Source organism: Sporomusa rhizae (assembly GCF_041428845.1).
Classification (GTDB): Bacteria; Bacillota; Negativicutes; order Sporomusales; family Sporomusaceae; genus Sporomusa; species Sporomusa rhizae.
Genome location: NZ_CP156925.1, coordinates 1,046,303 through 1,065,750, shown reverse-complemented (window position 1 = coordinate 1,065,750; position 19,448 = coordinate 1,046,303). Strand labels below are relative to the sequence as shown.

At 44.5% G+C, this 19,448-nt stretch carries 19 protein-coding genes; 1 reads left to right on the top strand and 18 read right to left on the bottom strand.

Annotation, left to right across the window (positions count from 1 at the left end):
- Positions 1 to 121 precede the first annotated feature (121 nt).
- Positions 122 to 682: a DUF2680 domain-containing protein gene (locus tag SRRS_RS04905; protein ID WP_371366744.1), complete on the bottom strand. Its 561-nt coding sequence runs from the start codon at positions 680 to 682 to the stop codon at positions 122 to 124.
- Between the two features lie 336 nt (positions 683 to 1,018).
- Between SRRS_RS04905 and SRRS_RS04900 the strand changes: the two genes are divergently transcribed.
- Positions 1,019 to 2,404, top strand: coding sequence for an NAD(P)/FAD-dependent oxidoreductase (locus SRRS_RS04900; protein WP_371366742.1), 1,386 nt, complete (start codon positions 1,019 to 1,021; stop codon positions 2,402 to 2,404).
- Positions 2,405 to 2,567: 163 nt separating this feature from the next.
- Here the strand turns inward: SRRS_RS04900 and SRRS_RS04895 are convergent, their stop codons facing one another.
- The 17 genes from SRRS_RS04895 to SRRS_RS04815 all read right to left on the bottom strand — a co-directional run bounded on the left by SRRS_RS04895 (position 2,568) and on the right by SRRS_RS04815 (position 19,431).
- Positions 2,568 to 3,026, bottom strand: a complete 459-nt coding sequence (locus tag SRRS_RS04895; RefSeq protein WP_371366740.1) for a GNAT family N-acetyltransferase — start codon at positions 3,024 to 3,026, stop codon at positions 2,568 to 2,570.
- A complete protein-coding gene (locus SRRS_RS04890; protein WP_371366738.1) occupies positions 3,014 to 4,105 on the bottom strand; it encodes an alanine/ornithine racemase family PLP-dependent enzyme in 1,092 nt (363 codons plus the stop codon). Before SRRS_RS04890 ends, SRRS_RS04895 begins: the two co-directional genes overlap by 13 nt.
- A 68-nt stretch (positions 4,106 to 4,173) precedes the next feature.
- Positions 4,174 to 5,460, bottom strand: coding sequence for an ArsB/NhaD family transporter (locus tag SRRS_RS04885; protein WP_371366736.1), 1,287 nt, complete (start codon positions 5,458 to 5,460; stop codon positions 4,174 to 4,176).
- Between the two features lie 104 nt (positions 5,461 to 5,564).
- Positions 5,565 to 6,857, bottom strand: coding sequence for an ArsB/NhaD family transporter (locus SRRS_RS04880; RefSeq protein ID WP_371366734.1), 1,293 nt, complete (start codon positions 6,855 to 6,857; stop codon positions 5,565 to 5,567).
- Between the two features lie 237 nt (positions 6,858 to 7,094).
- Positions 7,095 to 8,120 (bottom strand): molybdopterin-binding protein, encoded by a 1,026-nt coding sequence (locus tag SRRS_RS04875; protein WP_371366732.1) that lies wholly within the window; start codon positions 8,118 to 8,120, stop codon positions 7,095 to 7,097.
- 221 nt (positions 8,121 to 8,341) lie between these two features.
- A complete protein-coding gene (locus SRRS_RS04870; RefSeq protein WP_371366730.1) occupies positions 8,342 to 10,702 on the bottom strand; it encodes a xanthine dehydrogenase family protein molybdopterin-binding subunit in 2,361 nt (786 codons plus the stop codon).
- Complete coding sequence (locus tag SRRS_RS04865; protein ID WP_371366729.1) at positions 10,702 to 11,235, bottom strand: (2Fe-2S)-binding protein; 534 nt, start codon at positions 11,233 to 11,235, stop codon at positions 10,702 to 10,704. Before SRRS_RS04865 ends, SRRS_RS04870 begins: the two co-directional genes overlap by 1 nt.
- A gap of 1 nt (position 11,236) precedes the next feature.
- Positions 11,237 to 12,091: a xanthine dehydrogenase family protein subunit M gene (locus SRRS_RS04860; RefSeq protein ID WP_371366727.1), complete on the bottom strand. Its 855-nt coding sequence runs from the start codon at positions 12,089 to 12,091 to the stop codon at positions 11,237 to 11,239.
- Between the two features lie 280 nt (positions 12,092 to 12,371).
- Positions 12,372 to 12,773, bottom strand: coding sequence for a biotin/lipoyl-containing protein (locus SRRS_RS04855; RefSeq protein WP_371366726.1), 402 nt, complete (start codon positions 12,771 to 12,773; stop codon positions 12,372 to 12,374).
- A gap of 14 nt (positions 12,774 to 12,787) precedes the next feature.
- Positions 12,788 to 13,075 carry a hypothetical protein gene (locus tag SRRS_RS04850; RefSeq protein ID WP_371366724.1) on the bottom strand — a complete coding sequence of 96 codons (288 nt, stop codon included), beginning with the start codon at positions 13,073 to 13,075 and terminating at the stop codon, positions 12,788 to 12,790.
- A 128-nt stretch (positions 13,076 to 13,203) separates the two neighbouring features.
- A complete protein-coding gene (locus tag SRRS_RS04845) occupies positions 13,204 to 13,335 on the bottom strand; it encodes a hypothetical protein (RefSeq protein WP_371366722.1) in 132 nt (43 codons plus the stop codon).
- Between the two features lie 13 nt (positions 13,336 to 13,348).
- On the bottom strand, positions 13,349 to 14,479 hold the full coding sequence (locus tag SRRS_RS04840; RefSeq protein WP_371366720.1) for a sodium ion-translocating decarboxylase subunit beta: 1,131 nt from the start codon (positions 14,477 to 14,479) through the stop codon (positions 13,349 to 13,351).
- A 51-nt stretch (positions 14,480 to 14,530) separates the two neighbouring features.
- Positions 14,531 to 14,692 (bottom strand): hypothetical protein, encoded by a 162-nt coding sequence (locus tag SRRS_RS04835; RefSeq protein ID WP_371366718.1) that lies wholly within the window; start codon positions 14,690 to 14,692, stop codon positions 14,531 to 14,533.
- 164 nt (positions 14,693 to 14,856) lie between these two features.
- Complete coding sequence (locus tag SRRS_RS04830) at positions 14,857 to 16,386, bottom strand: carboxyl transferase domain-containing protein (RefSeq protein ID WP_371366716.1); 1,530 nt, start codon at positions 16,384 to 16,386, stop codon at positions 14,857 to 14,859.
- A 263-nt stretch (positions 16,387 to 16,649) separates the two neighbouring features.
- Positions 16,650 to 17,543 carry a carbon-nitrogen hydrolase family protein gene (locus SRRS_RS04825; protein WP_371366715.1) on the bottom strand — a complete coding sequence of 298 codons (894 nt, stop codon included), beginning with the start codon at positions 17,541 to 17,543 and terminating at the stop codon, positions 16,650 to 16,652.
- Positions 17,544 to 17,587: 44 nt separating this feature from the next.
- Complete coding sequence (arcC, locus tag SRRS_RS04820; protein ID WP_371366713.1) at positions 17,588 to 18,529, bottom strand: carbamate kinase; 942 nt, start codon at positions 18,527 to 18,529, stop codon at positions 17,588 to 17,590.
- A 116-nt stretch (positions 18,530 to 18,645) separates the two neighbouring features.
- Positions 18,646 to 19,431, bottom strand: coding sequence for a cyclase family protein (locus SRRS_RS04815; RefSeq protein ID WP_371366711.1), 786 nt, complete (start codon positions 19,429 to 19,431; stop codon positions 18,646 to 18,648).
- Positions 19,432 to 19,448: the final 17 nt, after the last annotated feature.

The following is a 19,448-nucleotide window of genomic DNA, read 5'->3' as shown; positions in this document are numbered from 1 at the left end:
TGTAGAAATTTGATGAATGCAAAAAGCCATATTGCCTCTATCCAGGCGAAAGTTAGCTTTATAGACAAAACAGAATAAACAGCCTGCCGCAATACTCGGCGACAGGCTGTTCATAAGTCAACTATTGTTTTTGTCCGGCAGGGGCGAAGTTAGGGCATTCACCATTTCGGGGTCCCATTCCCATACCTTTCCCATGATGCCCATGACCCATTCCCATACCAAAGTTTCCATCTTTTTGGTGCTGTTCCATAAAGGCTATCCGTTTGTCGGCCTGCTCCTGGGTTATCCAGCCCCATTCCACTTGTTTTTTCAGAACTTGTTTTTCCTGTTCAACTCTTTCCTGATGCCAGGTAGCAAACTGTGCCTTTTGCTCATCTGTCAAAGTAACCTGCTTTTGACGCTGTTCCATAAAAGCTATCCTCTGGTCGGCCTGCTCTTGGGTTATCCAGCCCCACTCCACTTGTTTTTTCAGAACTTGTTTTTCCTGTTCAATTCTTTCTTGGTGCCAAGCAGCAAACTGTGCCTTTTGCTCATCATTTAATGTAACCTGCTGACCATTGGGGCCGACAGGCGGGCAGAACCCTCCTGGTCCAAAATCACCTTTCGGCGCTGCAAAAACTACTGCTCCGGCCAGTGACAACACCAGTACGCCAACAAGAGCAAAACCGGTAATTTTTTTCATTGTCAATCACTCCTTGCGGTTTATTTGATTTAAGTATATCGTACTTTGTCGGCAAAATTGTGACAGAACTGTGAACAATTGGTGAACTAATCCATACTTTTATTGCAAACTTCTTCCATTCAAGGTGGGTAAATATATTATTAAAAATTACTGAAAACCGGAAAAATAACAGAGACTAACCTCGTTCTGCCGTTAGATGTACCAAATCTATTACCTAATGATATTATTCTATCATCAGCAATAGCAATTTCGTAACTTTCCTATTTACAAACAGTATTTGGTAAAGTATAATGTTGTACGGTTTGCGCCCCAATCAAACGGAAAGGTGGTTTTGTAATGACTGAAAAATTTGACATTGGCATCGTCGGCGGTGGTCCTGCCGCTGTATTTGCCGCCTATGAACTTATCAAAAACAATCCCGACGTCAAGGTAGTTCTCATAGAAGCCGGTCACGATATTTATACCCGAAGCTGCCCTATCTCGGATAAAAAAGTACCTGCTTGCATAAAGTGCAATCCTTGTGCCATTATGCGCGGTTTTGGCGGCGCAGGTGCCTTCTCCGACGGTAAATACAATTTTACCACCCAATTCGGCGGCTGGCTCAACGAATACTTGCCTGATCAAACCGTCCTTGACCTAATTGACTATGTTGACCAAATTAATATAAACTACGGCGCCCCGGTTGAATACTTCAGCACTCAGAATAGTAATCTGGGCAAGGAAGCCTTGAAATATGACCTGCATTTACTTGATGCCAAGGTTCGCCACCTGGGAACCGAAAATAACCTGAAAATCCTGCAGTCATTATATGACTATTTAAAAGAACATATCACCATGATGTTCGGTGTTACTGTTAGCTCTATCAAAAAGCAGGATAACGGTTTTGTTATGGAAACAGCAAAAAACGGCATCATTGCCTGTGATTATCTTATCGCCGCTCCTGGCCGCGCCGGTTCAGAATGGTTTGCTAATCAATGCCGGGATTTGGGTCTGTCGTTAACGAATAACCAGGTTGACGTCGGTGTCCGGGTGGAAATTCCGGCGGAAATCTTCCAGCATATCACCGATGATGTCTATGAAGCCAAATTAGTATATCGAACCAAACAGTACGGCGACTTAGTCCGGACTTTCTGCATGAATCCTAAAGGCTATGTTGTCGCTGAAAATACCGATGGTATTGTTACTGTAAATGGTCACAGCTACCGGGACGAAAAACTGCACAGTAAAAATACCAACTTTGCGCTCCTCGTAAGCAACCGGTTTACCGAGCCTTTCAATGAGCCACACCAATATGGTAAACGGATTGCTTCTTTCTCGAATATGTTGGGCGGCGGCGTATTAGTGCAGCGGTTCGGCGATCTGTTAAAAGGCCGGCGAACCAATGAACACCGTTTGTCTCAAAGCTTTACCAAACCAACCCTGGAAGCTACTCCCGGCGATCTGAGCCTGGTTCTGCCCAAACGTCATCTTGACAATATTATTGAAATGATCTACGCGCTCAATAAAATCGCTCCAGGTATGACCAATGACGATACCCTGTTGTATGGAGTTGAGGTTAAATTCTATAGTTCACGCCTCAAATTGACAGGGGAGCTAGAAACTGAAATTGACAACATGTTTGCCATCGGTGACGGCGCCGGTATTACCCGCGGCCTATCGCAAGCCAGCGCCAGCGGTATCCATGCTGCCCGGATTATCAGCAAACGGATGAAAAATAAATAAACTGCGAAAATGCCTAAAACGCCCTTCCTTGCAAAGTGAACCTAACATTCTCTTTAGCAAGGAAGGGCGTTTATGCGTCTACCGTTCGAATCACAAATTAGCGGCACGGGGAATCCGCTCTAAGCTTCCACTTGTAAAAGCTAGAATTCTTAGAGCAGGTTAGTCACGGAATAAACTTATTTTTGGCAAGTACCATAACAAGTCGGTCATGTCCCTCGCCATATTCATTCTGCCTAAATTCCGTTACTTCAAATCCTAGTTTTTTATATATCTTGACGGCTACCACATTGGCAGAATCCACTGTCAACTCGATCTCGGTAATTTTATCGGCGAATAACATGTCTATACTTTTTTTAAGAAGCTTCGTTCCTGTTCCTTTGCCGCGGTTCTGTCTTGTTACTGATACTCCAATCATATAAGCTAAATGGGGATTATTCCAGTCCAGCATGTACTGAATACAACCAATTACTAAATCTGCCTCCTTAATAACAAATACCTGTCCATGCCGAATTACAGGTACAAGATGCCACTCATTCATTCCCCCATGACCAAAAACTTCTTGTTCCAATTCTACCAATCGCTCAACTATTTCGTGTTCTACCGTAGTAATTAACTCAACCATACTGCATCCTTCCTAAATACTTTAGTAACATACTTTGATTGACTAACTGACAATAGCCCAGAATAAGTAACCCGAAACTCCAGTTCATCGCCAACACTTATCTGTTGACGTGTATCGGTAATGTCTAAAATCATATGGTCACTACTAGCTCCTAATATCGATGTCTGGTCATCAACAGGTATAAGGCCCTCAATGTATACATCTTGTTTGCCCAAAGCCACAATAGCTCTGTTCCTCATACCATTATCTGCAAATTCCGGTATATTACCAAATGCATCCCGGCCAATATTACCGATAGGAACTGATGGTTTAGTTTTCACTTCGATAACCTCAGCCTTTAATAAAAAAGCATCCGTTTTAAGCCAGTCTATTATACGATTATTTGTTGTATCGGTTCCTAAAAACATTGCCTCACCAACCCTCAACTGGTTAATCCCAGCAGGAACTCCTCCTTCTTCAACAAGAAGCAAACTGGAACTTCCACCGCCGGAAAGTACCTGCAAAGAAACTCCTACTTTTAACGCAATTTCCTGGGCAAGTTCTACCAAAATGCTCAGATTGCTGTATTCTGGTAAAATGCCACCAAAGCATCCCATATTGGTCCCAAGCCCTTGGAGAGTAATACCTTCTATTTGTATTACTTTGCGAACTATATCAAGGACATTCTCACTCATAACACCTTCCCGCAGGTCGCCAACATCCACCATTAAAATAATATCATGATCGATCCCCAAATTTTGCGCCGCCCGCCCCAATGCCCGAATCACCTCAATTTCAGAGTTAACACTTACGTTACTGTATTTTACAACATTTTCCACATCGCTTAGCCGTGGAATACGCAATAAAGTTATTGGGGCAGTAAAGCCTTCATTACGTAGTTCAATAATATTTTCCGTTCTGGCATCAGCCAATCCATCAACACCCCCTTCCAGCAAGGCCGATACAATTTGGGGAATAGCGGCAATACCTTTAGTAACGCCAAGTACGGCTATACCGTGTTGATGACAAAGAGCTACTATTCGAGCTGCGTTATATTTAATTTTATCGAGATCAACTTCAAGCCTGGGACTAAAATTCACGGTTCCCCCTCCTGTCATCCCTGTTATAAAGTAGATTAGAAACTGGGATTCTTAAAAGCGAGTTAGTCTCAGAATAAATACCGAAGGTAAATATATACCGTTGATATGGCAATGGAAAGCAGCATAAGAGGAAACCCGACTAGCAAAAATCGAAGAAAAGATATCGGATGTCCCTGTTGAGCTGCTAACCCGGCAACAATCAAGTTGGCACTTGAGCCAATAAGGCTGCCGTTGCCTCCTAGGCAAGCTCCCAACGCCAAACTCCACCACAACGGCTCCAGATTAGCAATACCCAGATTGCCCAAATCCTGAATCATGGGAATCATAGTAGCCACGAACGGGATATTGTCAATAAAACCTGATGCAATAGCACTCAGCCATAACACAAACATAGCAGCGGCTGTTACATCGCCCTTAGTCAATACCATGGCCTGACCAGCTAAAGACGAGATAATACCTGTCTCAACTAAGCCAGACACTAACACAAAGAGTCCTGCGAAAAAGAAAATCGTAGTCCACTCCACCCTGCTAAATGCATGTTCCAAAGCGTGTTCTGATTTTGCAGTTATTAGTAATAACACAAAAGCACCACTTAACGCCACTGTGGCTGATTCCAAATGGAAAATTTGGTGGAGAAAGAAACCTAAGATTGTCAACACTAATACCAATAGACATTTTCGCAGTAACTGGGCATCTGTTATTACCTGGCCTTCATCTATATTCATAAGATCCTGTTTTAAAACTGTTGTCGTTATTAGCGAGTTGCGGTAAAGCCATGCCAGAATCAACAGCGTTATTACCAGAATGATAGCTGAAATAACTGCTAGATTATTGATAAAATCCATAAAGCTAAGTTCTTTTACTGCGCTGCCTATCATGATATTGGGCGGATCACCAATCAAAGTAGCTGTGCCACCAATATTGGAAGCAACAATTTGGGTGATTAGATAAGGTTCCGGATTAACTTGAAGCTGCCGGGTTATGCTGAAAGTAACTGGAACCATTAATAGAACTGTTGTCACATTATCAAGAAAAGCAGAGGCTGACGCAGTAATAAGACCTAAGAGAATGAGAATTCTCAGTGGATCACCCTGCGCTTTCTTTGCCGCAGATATAGCGACATAGTTAAATACTCCGGTTTCGCCGGTAATAGCGACAATTATCATCATTCCCGCCAAAAGTCCCAAAGTATTAAAATCAATGTGATGCAAAGCCTGACTTTGGTCGACAATACCTAAAACAATCATTGCTAAACCGCCTATCATAGCGATAATGGTCCTGTGAATTTTTTCTGATATTATCATGGCATAAGCAATCAAGAAAATCCCCGATGCCAGCACTGCCTGCGTATCCATTTTATCCCCTTTCTCATAAATAGAGCACAAGCCTTGAGCGATAGTGTAAGAATGCAAATACTCTACCAAATTAGCTTAAACATATTCTCAGCTAATATGCCAAATTAGACAAGATATCTCAAATACACATATACACTTGCGATAAGAATAGACAGTAACATCAACGGAAAACCAACTTTTAGAAACTTAATAAACGATATTTGATATCCTTCCTGCGCAGCTAGACCAGCAACAATAACATTGGCACTAGCGCCAACAAGAGTACCGTTTCCGCCCAAACAAGCCCCCAGAGCCAGACTCCACCATAACGGTTCCAGATTGGTTAACCCCAATGCGCCCATATCCTTAATTAACGGAATCATGGTAGCTACAAAGGGGATATTATCCACAAATGCGGAAGCAATAGCACTAAGCCATAAAATTAACATCGCGGTAGTTGCCGGATTGCCTGCGGTAAGTTCCATTGATTTTTGCGCCAGTAAAGAAATAACACCTGTATCAACAAGACCTCCAACCAAGATAAACAAACCGACAAAGAAGAGCAGGGCAACCCACTCTACTTTATGGAAAATATGCTCTAGATCGTGGTCAGTATTTTTCTTTGCTAAAACAAGCAATAGAACCGCACCAAACAGAGCCACCGTGGCTGATTCCAGATGTAGTTGCTGATGCAAGAAGAACATGGATACGGTAATAGCTAACACAAATAAACAGATTTTTAAAAGCTTCGGATTTTGTATTTGTTTGCTTGGATCCAAGCTTATAATTGTTTCACTTACTCCTGCTTTCGCTACCAGCTGCTTCCGGTAGATTACAGCTAATAACGCAATATTTACCACAAGAATAATCATAGAAATAGCGGCAAGATTGTTGATAAACGCCAGGAAGGTCAATTCTTTCACCGCACTGCCGATCATAATATTAGGGGGATCACCAACAAGAGTAGCCGTACCACCAATATTGGATGCAATTATTTGTGAAATCAAATACGGGGTTGGGTTAACTTGAAGCTGCTTTGTGATACTTATAGTTACCGGAACAGTTAGTAGTACTGTTGTAACATTGTCAAGAAAAGCAGAGCATATTGCTGTAATTACACTTAAGGCAATCATTAGCTTCAATGGATTGCCATCAACCACTTTTGCCGCCCAGATAGCTAAATAGCGGAAAACGCCTGTTTCACTCGTAACAGCGACAATAACCATCATTCCTACCAATAAGCCCAGGGTATTAAAATCAATATGATGGATGGCCTGTTCCTGGCTTACCACACCAAACATAATGACAAGCACTGCTCCCGCTAAAGCAACAACGGTGCGATGAATTTTTTCTGAAATGATTAATCCATATGCCACAAGAAAAATTCCTACGGCGATTGCCGCTTGATTAGTATACATTGTAAATACTCCTTCTAATTATTTTGGTTGAAGACAACTCTAGTTTATCCAAAAATGCAATACCTCCTTACCCCGAAATTAAAAGGAAAAGGAGGAGCCTGCCAGGGCTCTCCTTTTCCTTTCTTAAAAAAACACAGGAGAAGCCCCTTGGTGACAGGCTCCTCCTAAAATAAATTCGTATTTTTTTGTGCTTATATCATAAACAAAAACAAATCCATTGTCAAGTATACTGAAAAATTACTTACCAAAGGGACAATGCGGATACACGCATTCCTGGCAGGACAGGCACAAGCCGCCATGTCCCATAGCAGCCAAATCGGCTTTGGTAACCGGAATATCGGCAAGTACCCTTGGTAAAACTAAGTCAAATACGGTTGTCTGCGAGTACATACCGCAGGCTGGCATGCCCATGATGGTCATACCGTCAAGCTCAGCAAGCATAAACATAGCGCCCGGCAGTATCGGTGTTCCATAAGTAACTACTTTCGCGCCGGTAGCTCTAATGGCATCTGGCGTAACATCATCAGGGTCTACTGACATGCCGCCGGAGGCGATAACAATATCTACGCCCTGCTGTTTAAAGTCAAGGATACTGGCAGTAATACGTTCTCTGTCATCAGGCTGATAAACAGTACCTAAAATCGTAGCTCCGTACTGGGCAGCCTTCTTCGCAAATACAGGTGCATATTTATCAGTAATCCGTCCGTAGAATACTTCATTGCCGGTAATGATGATGCCTACTTTTTTATTGCGCATAGCCTTCACCGTAATGACAGGCCGGTATTTACCGGCACTGGCCTCTACCTGTTTAAGCAGCTCTTCTGCAATTACCAGCGGAATGATTTTGGCTCCGGCCACCAGCGCTCCAGCCTCAACCACAGTACCACTATGGAGAGTAGCAAGCGCTAAATGATCAGTCATGTTAACAGCAGTGAGCGCCTCTAGGTTTACGGTAAGCATACCACTGACAGCGGCCCGCAAATTTACGCGTCCCTCGCCCGGCGCATCAAGAGTTATGCCTTCCCCAGCTACAGCTTTAGCTAATCGCAAAGCAGCTTCGTTTTCATGAACTTCATCAGGACCAAGTTCAAACAAATAGATATGATCTTTGCCGATACTTTTAAGATGAACAATATCTTCGGGCTGAATGATGTGTCCTTTCCTAAAAGCCGGTCCTTTGTACTCACCGGGCACAATTTTAGTCAATTCATGCCCCAGTACCATACCAACTGCATCTTCCACCCGTACTTGCCGCATTGCCATAGTTTATTCCTCCAGCACCTAGTACAGCTTTTGTCAATAACTACCTTCTTCCAGATTGCTGTTTTTCTATACCCTTAGGCAAAACCAGAAGTTAGCGGTAGTTAGTCCCTATATAAGGGGACGACTTATCTCCAGATAGATAACTTCCCATCTGAAGATAAGTCTGTTTTCAACAAGTATTACTATATCACAAAAATCTTGCTCTAATTCATGCTAACGAATTAGATTAATTTTTCCTTAGCTACTGCCAAAGCAACAGCTTCCGGCGACATTGGTAAGTGATAGAAGTTAATGCCAAGAGCATCATACAAAGCATTAGCAATGACTGAAGGTACGGAAACCATCGGGTGTTCCCCAATACCGCGGGCGCCGAACGGTCCATCGGTCTGCGGATATTCTACAATAATTGGTACAATTTTACCAGGAAGGTCTTTGGCTGTCGGAATCTTATTGTCGGTAAAGGAAGGATTGAGCATACGGCCATCAGGACTAAACTTGAAGGTCTCCAGTACAGCTGAACCAATACCTTGTACTACGCCGCCGATAATTTGTCCTTCAACCAGTTTTCTATTAATTGCTTGACCAATATCGAAAGCCGAAGCAATTTTTATAATCTCAATATCACCAGTCTCAAGGTCAACCTCAAGTTCTACTCCGTGAGCACCAAACGTCCAGTCTAAGGCCGGCAGACCTTGACCATTTTCAGGATTAAGGTAAGTTAACCCTTCGGCCATATAGACACCGTGAGAGACGAGTGCTCCACCGATACCGTTGCCGTTTTCGTAGACATAACCCATGGCTAACTCTTTATAGGAAATACGTTTATTAGTGTGTTGGATATGGTAAATAGCTTCATCGCCATGTTCCAGTTCCTCAACAGGACACCTTAGAACCTGAGCGGCAATCTCTTTCATTTGTTTAACCATGTTCTGAGCGCAGCGTTTTACGGCATTACCGCCCATAAAGGTGTATTTGGAGGCGACCGTTGACCAGTCATAAGGATTGCGGTCAGTATCATTTTCCCAAACAACTTTAACTTTTTCCAGCGGCATATCCAATACTTCGGCAGCAATCTGACCCATTACCGTATTGGAACCTTGGCCCATATCTACACCGCCAACCATTACCCGTACATTACCGTCTGCATCCATCTGCATAATGGCAGCTGTCGAAGTATTGGAAGGCATAGCAGGAGCTTTTTGTAAGCAGGCAATACCTTTACCGCGAACCTTACCGGTCTTAAATTGAGCTTTACGGTCGGCTTCAGGTTGGAAACCAGTCCAGCCAATTTCGTTAGCAACTGCTTCCAAGCACTTATCAGGACGACCGGAGCTTGCAGTGAAGTGCTCGCCACTGATTGTGTGAGCGCCATCACGCAGAATGTTCTTCATACGGAACTCGTACGGATCCATACCAAGTTTTTGGGCTACTAAATCCATCTGGCGTTCAACAATCCAGTGGGTCTCTAAGTGACCGAAACCACGGTATGCGGTGCTGAATACTTTATTGGTATATACCGTACGGGAATGCAATTCGATGTTGGGGAGTTCATAAGCGCCGGCACCGGAATAGGTTGCTGCTCTACCAACGTTTACACCATAATCGGCGTATGCACCGCTGTCCCAGTCATAGATAATCTCAACAGCAGTGATTTTACCGTCTTTGGTTACGCCGGTCTTAATATGGCCACGCATGCCGGCACGACACGGCAGTTGGTTGAACTCTTCTTCACGAGTAGCTGTTAATTTAACCGGACGGCCTTTGCAAGCCCGCGAAAGAACAACTACCAGTGGCTCAAGATGAATACCGGCCTTACCGCCGAAACCGCCGCCTACATAAGGAGCAGTTACTTGAATTTCACCTTCGGAAATGCCAAAAGCTTTACCTAAAAGCTGTCTTACACCAAAAGGAGATTGGGTGGAAGTCCAGATCTTAATTTGATTAGAGAAAGGATCCGCCTGAGCAATAGCAACATGTGTCTCCATTGGAACGTGTGCTACCGGCGGCAAGGTCAACTCGCTTTCAACAATTAGATCTGCTTCAGCAAAGCCTTTTTTGATGTCGCCTTTAATAGTTTTGTTCCAGCTGGCAATATTGGAATCAGGCTGCGGGAAGAATACGCCCTTGATATACTCAAGTTCGTTAATGTCTTCGTGTACCAGAATTTTAGCTTCCAAAGCTTCATCAATTGTCTGTACACTTGGCAACTGTTTATATTCAATCTTTATAAGTGAAAGTGCTCTCTCAGCAGTTTCTTCATCGACTGCGGCAACAGCTACGACTGCCTCGCCTTGATATCTTACCGCGCCCCGGGCCAATACACGTTTATCAATCATGTATAAACCGAGTAGATACGGAATATCTTCACCGGTAAGAACGGCCTTAACACCAGGCAAAGCTTTAGCGGCACTACTATCTATGCTGACAATCTCGGCGCGGGCATAGGGCGAATGCAGACATTTAGCATACAGCATTCCCGGCAGTTCCATATCAAACGTATATGTCGCCCGGCCTGTTACTTTTTCACGAGCCTCGACCCGCAAGGGAGATTTACCGATATGACGATATTTTTTTTCATTCATTATCTCTTCGCCTCCCGCTCCAGCTTGGCTGCTGAGGATATAGCGGCAATAATGGTGACATATCCTGTGCAGCGACAGAAATTCCCGGCAATTGCTTCTTTGATTTCTTCTTCAGTCGGATCCGGATTCCGGTCAAGCAAGTTCCGCGCAGACATCAGCATGCCAGGAGTACAAAAACCACATTGGAGACCATCATGCTTCATAAATTCTTGCTGCAGAATTGAGAGCTCGCCATCGTTGCTTAGGCCTTCTACTGTAGTAATATCAGCACTTTGAGCCTCAACAGCCAGAACTAGGCAGGAGTTAACGGTCACACCATTCATTATAACGGTGCATGCGCCGCACTCGCCTTCGCCGCAACCTTCCTTAACACCAAAAAGCTTCATGTCTTTACGGAGGAAGCTAAGCAGCGTCATAGTCGGATCGATCATAGCATGAACGGTTTCACCGTTAACAACACATTTCAGAAAAACACGGGGTAAACCGGAGTCGATATATTCAAAACAGTCTTTTTGATTGTGTTTATCGCACATCTTACTTACCTCCCCTGGCCATCAACTGGGTTAAAGCGCGTTTAACCATTACTCCGGAGACATGCAGACGGTATTCGGCAGAAGAACGCACATCCGAAATTGGTTTTATGATTTTACGCACTTCCTCGCCTGCCAAGGCAGCGGTTTCGGCTGTCAGTGGCTTCGAGTTAATGAATTCTTCCAGTTTGGTAAGGCGAATCGGTGTTGGCGCCACAGCGGACATGGCAACCACAACTTTCTTGTCGGCAGTTAGACGCATTGCTACACCGGCAATACCCAAGTCGTGACCTTTAACACGGGTTCTCTTAAGGTATATACCAGCATCTCCGGAGGCAACATCAGGTATCGATACACCGATTACCAGCTCGCCTTGCTTCAAGACGGTCTTTTTAACACCGGTAAAAAATTCGTTAATATCTACAGTACGGCCGCCTTCTACGTTGGCAATATGAACTTTTGCTCCATAGATCAAAAGCGGACCGGATAAATCAGCACCCGGTGAGGCATTACAGATGTTTCCAACTAACGTAGCACGATTGCGTAATTGATAAGAGGCTAATGAGTCGGCTGCCTGAGCTATTGCCGCATACTTTTCTTTAATAAAATCTGCTTCTGCAACTTGATTAACTGTAACTGAAGCACCAATATAAAGACCTTCTTGCGGCTTATATTCAAATCGTTTAGTTTCAGGCAATGCCTTGATGTCTAAGACATGTTCAGGCATTTCTGCATTACGGCGTAACATTACCATTAAATCGGTACCACCGGCCAAGATCTTAGTGCCAGCATTTTGCTCCAGATAAGTTAGAGCGTCTTGAAGAACCTGTGGTCTTACATAATCAAACCTACTTAACACTGTTCGTACCTCCTCACCGTTTTACGATAAAGTAGAGCCTTAGCCAGGGACTTATCCGCTCTAACTTCTACTTATAAAACGGGGTGTCTTAGAGCGGGGTAGTCACAGGATAAAGATGAGTGCGTCTGCACTATACATAATATCTTATAGTTTAATGGTATATTATTATGAGAATATTATCAATGGAATTACTAGTCATTTAATTGTGACTTTTCTATAAAGATTACTACTAATTTTCTGACTTTATTGTAGATAGTCCCAAACGAAACCGGCTAACCCTTTAGGCTACGGAAACCAGCGCAGTTCCTGTTTGGACAGGATCCCCTGCTTTTACTAAAACAGATTTTACCACGCCATCAGCAGGAGAAAGAATCGGGTTATGCATCTTCATAGCTTCCACAATCAACAATTCTTGACCTTTTTTGACAGCCTCACCAACACTTACCTTTACAGCAATAACCTTGCCAGGCATCGGAGCTGCCACTTGCTGGCCGTCGCCGGCCGCAGGTGCTGTGACTGGAGCTGGTGCCGGTGCAACCGGTGCAGCAGCCGGTGCGGCTGCAACTATAGCGGCTGCAGGAGATACGGCTTTAGGAGTTGCTGGTGCGACAGCACCAGCCTTGTTTTTCACAACTGCAACATCATATTCCTTGCCATTAACAGTAATTGTATATGTTGTCATTTTGATCTTCCTCCTTAATTTAATCGACTGTTGATAAGTTCCTGACAGCCGGTCAGCTTCCAATTATTTGATCTTCTTTTAATACTGGCAACCTGAAAATCACTGTCACCTTCAAATTCAGCAATCGCCGCGGTAATAACCGCTAATATTTCGGACTCTTCATCCTCTTCCATAACAGCACAGGGAACAAACGCGGCAGCAGCCGGAGCAGCTTCGGTTACCGGCATCGCTGCCGTCCCTTTCCGAGTTTTTACCATAAGAACAACAGCAACGATGGCAATTCCTAAGACCAACCAAGTCATTGAGTCCTCCTCCTTTCACTATCGGTTATTTATCCTGTGCCCAAGTTGCTCTAAGACTCTGGCTTCTACAAGCAGGAATTTGCACCTACGGGCACAGGCAAGCATCTAAGTCCCCGGATAAAGGGCGACTAACCTTCAGATGGGGTTTTAACCCTATCTGAAGCTAAGTCTTCTTTATCATTTTTCCGGCCTTGCCGGACACTATAAAAGTAATACCCTAGACTAACAATGATCCCAATAAGAAAGGCTGTCGTATTCATACTTACCTTCCTCCTATTTCACACCGAGTAAGGCTAAGAGAATGCCTCCGGATATAGCGGTACCAAACACACCGGCCAAGTTAGGCCCCATGGCATGCATAATCAAGAAGTTATAAGGATTTTCCTTTAAGCCAACAACGTGGGAAACACGGGCAGCAATAGGAACTGAGGCAATACCGGCAGAACCAATCAACGGATTAACCTTACCGCCACTCACCCAGTTCATAACTTTAGCACCAATTACACCTGATGCTGTACCGCCAATAAAGGCTACCAGGCCTAAGAGGATAATCTGCAGAGTTTGGATATTTAAGAATTTCTCCGCTGCCATGGTCGAACCAATAGCTACAGTTAAGGTTATAGTGATAACGTTCATCAAATCGTTGGCTGCTGTTTGCGCAAGACGGTCAACTAATAGAACTTCTCTAAGCATGTTGCCAAGCATCAGCATGGTAATGAGCGGGGCAACCGGCGGTAACAGTAAGTTAACTATAACGGCAATAGCGAAAGGAAAAACGATCTTCTCCAGACGGCTAACCGGTCTGGCTTGTTCCATCATAATTTGACGCTCTTCTTTCGTAGTCAACAACTTCATAACAGGGGGCTGAATTAACGGCATTAACGCCATATAAGAATACGCAGCTACAGCAATCTGCGGCAGCAGATGTGGTGCCAGTTTCATGGTTACAAAGATAGCCATTGGGCCGTCAGCGCCACCGATAATACCGATTGCGCCGGCTTCTGCCAGGGTAAAGCCCAGTGCTTTAGCACCCAGGATAGCAACAAAGATACCTAAGTGAGCGGCTGCTCCTAAAATCATTAGACTTGGATTGGCAATCATCGGACCGAAATCAGTCATAGCTCCTACACCAAGAAAAATGAGGGGCGGAATGATAATAAGTTCTACTCCCCGATAAGCGTAATAAAATAACCCACCAGGTTGTGTTAAATCTGATCCCGGTACATTGGCAACTATACAGGAAAAGCCTATGCCCAACAGTAAGAACGGCTCATATTTTTTCGCGAGCGCCAGATAAATAAGCACGGCACCAACGGCGATCATCACAACGTTGCCCCACCAGAGTTGAGCCAAGCCGGTCTGTTCGGCCAACGATACCATTAATGATGTAATTTGCTCGGTCATTTAGGGTATTTCCTCCTCTATAAAATCTGCTTATGCTATATCTACAGCTTTTTAGTGTCCGCCTTTTAAATGTTCGTCTGATACTTTACCAAGCTTATTCAAATAAGGGAACAGGTACAACACTAAACTAATTCCCCAGATGATTGCGATACTAAGGAAGAAGTCAATAATACTTAAAATGATCGCGCCTTCCATAGTGTCAGGAACTGTCATGATACATCTCTCCTTGTTTTAGTTTATTGGATTTTTTTTATCCGATGACTAACCCGCTCTAAGACTCCCTCTTCTCTAAACGGGAGTTAAAAGCGGCTAAGTCCCTGGATAAGGGCGACTAACCTTCAGGTGGGGTTAAAACCCCATCTAAAGCTAAGTCTACTTTATACCGGAATGCTGCCGTGTTTCTTAGCAGGACGACCTTCCCGCTTGCTTGCCAGCATGTTAAGAGCTGCGATAATTCTCGGACGGCTTTGATGGGGCGGAATAACACTGTCTACATAACCGTGTTCTGCTGCCTTGTAAGGAGTAGCGAATTCTTCCACGTACTTGTCGGTTTTGGCCTTGCTATCAGGGTCGTTCTTGAAGATGATATTAGCCGCACCCGCTGGTCCCATAACAGCAATCTCAGCCGACGGCCATGCCAGCACCTGATCGGCGCCAAGATCCTGGCAGCACATGGCTAGGTAGGCTCCACCATAAGCTTTGCGCGTAATCATGGTAACTTTAGGTACAGTAGCTTCCGAGTAAGCATACAGCATTTTAGCACCATGCCGGATGATGCCGCCGTATTCTTGGGCAGTGCCAGGCAAGAAACCAGGAACGTCAACAAGGTTAACCAGCGGCAGGTTAAACGCATCACAGAAGCGGATGAATCGGGCGGCCTTATCAGATGCGTTGATATCCAGACAACCGGCCATCACTGCGGGCTGATTAGCAATGATACCTACAGGCTGACCGTTGAAACGGGCAAAGCAAGTAATCATGTTTTGCGCGTAATGAGCATGAACCTCGTAAAACTCGCCATTGTCAACAATTAGTTTGATAAGATCTTTCATGTTATAAGGCATATTGGGATTATCCGGCAGCAAGGAGTCAAGTTCTTCATCCATGCGGTTAGGATCGTCACCAGTCTCGAAGCAAGGTGCTTCCTCTAAATTGTTGCTCGGCAGGAAACTCAGTAAATACCGGATCTGCTCAATGCAGTCATCCTCATTTTCAGTCGCAAAGTGTGCCACTCCGGATACGCTGTTGTGGGTCATAGCACCGCCAAGCTGTTCTACAGTCACTTCTTCGGCGGTTACTGTCTTGATAACCTGGGGACCGGTAATAAACATTTGACTGGTGTTTTTCACCATAAAGATAAAGTCGGTCAAAGCAGGTGAGTATACCGCACCGCCGGCACATGGTCCCAAAATAACCGATATTTGAGGAATTACACCGGACGCCATGGTATTTTGGAAGAAGATCTTACCAAAGCCTGCCAGAGCATCAATCCCCTCTTGAATGCGGGCTCCGCCTGAATCGTTGATACCGATGATTGGCGCTCCCATCTTCATAGCCATCTTCTGTACTTTGACAATTTTGGCAGCATGCATTTCACCAAGCGAACCGCCTTCTACGGTAAAGTCTTGCGCATAAGCGTATACTAGTCTGCCGTCAATTGTGCCATAACCGGTTACAACACCTTCACCAGGCAACTCTTTTTCATTCATGCCAAAGTTGCTGCAGCGGTGGCTGACAAACTCGTCAACTTCGATAAAACTTCCGGCATCGAAAAGTTTTTCAATTCTTTCCCTTGCCGTCATTTTGCCTGACGCATGCTGTTTTTCAATCCGTTTCACGCCGCCGCCAAGCTTAATTTTTTCTTGTTTCTGCTTCAAAAGGTCCATTTTTTCCTGCATATAGCCCATGATGGCACCTCCATTATGTGATTATTAAAAATCAAGCACCGGGCAAGTAAACAGCTGCGTAGATACCAAATGATTTCGGTATAGCAGTGATTCGTACCCGGTGCAAGTTACTTCTACCTATTATTGTGAAATAATAAGCCGTAAACTTGTAACCAAAATCGCGGCTGGATGCACTTCCAGTCCGGCCGCAACCGTCCCGTCTATACATCTGGTTCAAGCCCGATCATAAACCTCTTTTTAGTATTTTTGGCTTAGCTTTCGTACTATTTTTTATAAGGAATACGCTTACTTGGTTCAAAAGGACATTGCCCTGATTGTAAAATGCCGTCAACTGCTTTTAGATTACGATCCTCCACATGATCAAAAATCATGGGCGCCTTAGAACCATAGGTAATATATTTTAACGGCTCCGCCGATAGCTTAGCCGATATTATTTCCTCTGTTCCCCTGGCTTGTGCTAAGCGCTGGGCGATTGGGCTTACAATCATGCTATGGCCGGCAAAATAATTGTTGCCTGCATCCGGTCCCACCGCATTAACACCTACAACATAAACGTGATTGTCATAAGCGCGCGCCCGGCAGGTTAATTCCCAAATATCAAAACTTCTAAGAAAAGCCGACGGCCGAGTAATTATTTCCGCTCCCTTAAGGGTAAGTTCCCTGGCAAGTTCGGGGAAATCGCCGTCATAACAAATTATCATGCCGATTTTACCAAGAGCTGTATCAAAAACCGGCGCTTCGGTACCTGGAGTCGTCCAGCCGCCACCTTCCATTCTCTCAGTGGGAAAAGGATGGGTCTTACGGTAAACACCAATAATCTCTCCATCAGGTCCAATTAGCACCGAGGAATTATATACAATGGGAGAAGAAGGTCCTTTTTCATACATTGGTAAAACTACATGCACACCAAACCGTCGTGCCGCTGCTCCTACCAGCCGGGTAATAACACCGGGAATGGGCTCAGCCAACTGTTCATACATCTGTTCAACAGGCATATTCGGGGTAAAACCGGTAGTCACATCTTCAGGAAAAACTACCAGCTCTGCACCGTGTTCGACAACGGCTTTTTCCAACCATTCAATAACTTTGGCTGTATTGTATTCTATATCATTAGGTTTAACCGCAATTTGCACGGCGCAAGCAACGAAATCCCTCACTACTTCTCCCCCCTTCCGCCTTATTTGTGGTATAACTGCCTAACTTAGACAGTTATCATTGTTCCGCTTTCTCCGGTAAACGCTAAGTTAGCTTTTTCCAGCGATACTATAACAGCTTGACGATCATTGCCGCCTGTAACAAACCGTAAAGCAGCTTCTACTTTCGGTCCCATGCTGCCGGCCGGGAATTGACCGTCTGCCTGATACTTGCGGGCTTCCTCTACTGTCATTTTCTCGAGTTGTTTCTGGTCTGGACGACCAAAGTTGATGCACACCCGTTCTACCTCTGTTAATAAGAAAAACGAATCGGCATTAACTTCATTGGCTAACAGCTGTCCAGCCATATCCTTATCAATTACTGCTTCGACACCGGCAAGACCATCGGCAGTCTCTACTACCGGAATGCCGCCGCCGCCAGCCGCAACAACAATTGTACCGGCATCAAGAAGATTCCGTATTACATCTTTTTCCACAATAGCTTTAGGCTCGGGTGATGGCACTACTCGCCGCCAGCCGCGACCGCTGTCCTCTTTCATCGTAAAACCTTTTTCCGCCATTAATTGTTTGGCTTCGGTTTCGCTGAAAAATGAACCAACGAACTTGGTTGGATTTTGGAAAGCAGGATCATTGGCATCAACTACAACCTGGGTAACTACTGCCGCTACCGGTATGGATAATCCGGCTTTAGCCATATAATTGCTTAGATTTTGGCAAACAGCATATCCAAGCGAGCCTTGCGTATTGGAAACACAAACATCTAACGGCATAGCTGGAACCACTTCTTTGGCAATTTCATTTTTACGTAATAAATTGCCTACCTGCGGCCCATTACCATGAGTAATGACAATGCGATGCCCTTCCTTAGCCAGAGCGACAATATGCTGACAAGTACTTCTAACATTACTCCATTGTTCTTCACGTGTCCCTTTTTCTTGGGCTTTGGTAATGGCATTGCCCCCTAAAGCCAGTACAATAGTTCTTGCCACTCGTCTTTTCCTCCTATTACTAGTCGCCTTGATTCTTAAGTGTCCTACTATATTTCAGAAAATTCAATTAATTATTTTTAGAAAAGGGGGCGTTTTAACCCGCCCCCTAATTAATTTTACTCTTCGTCGTAAGCAACGATACGGCAGATAGAAGATTCGCCGCCTTCAAAACGCCAAGGATAGCAGCCAACAATTAAACGTTTGTTGAGAACTTCTTTAATTTGGCCACCAAGGTTCTCAGCATGGATGATGTCATGCGGGAACAGGTCAACGTGCATTAATTGATAATGGTCATCAGGGAAGATATCAGAGATGCCTTTGCCAAATTTCTTTTGGAAATAAGCTTCGCACTGAGCTGCTTCTTTCGGGCACCAATCTTTGATCTTGGTATTCATCGGATGGTCGGCAGAACCGCAGTCAACGCCAATCCATTTGATTTCCATTTCGCGGCACCATTTGGCGAATTCACGGGTAGGTCCTGGATGTTTAAGCATGTAGCGTTGTTCGTCAGCTTCTGGCTGATCCCAGGCGTATTTGGAGTAACCGGTATGGATAATAAGGATGTCGCCTTTTTTAACTTCTACGCGGTCGGTGATATCTTTGGAACTGTAAATGCCATAGTCTTCAGCAATATCGCTCAGGTCGACTACTACCGCTTGACCGATAAGGTCAGTAAGAGGGATGCTGGCAATATCACGGCCATGTGTGCAGAAATGCATGGAGCCGTCTAAGTGGGTACCTACGTGGTTAGAAGTGGTGATAACCTGGCCATTAGCACCGTTTGAGCTAAGACGCTTGAAGAATTTGATTTGCAGTGGCTCATAGGTCGGCCAAGGCGGGGTAAGATGACTTAATTTTTGTGTAAGGTCATACATTTTCACTTTGTCCCAATTTTTTACCATTTGAACATCGCTCCTTT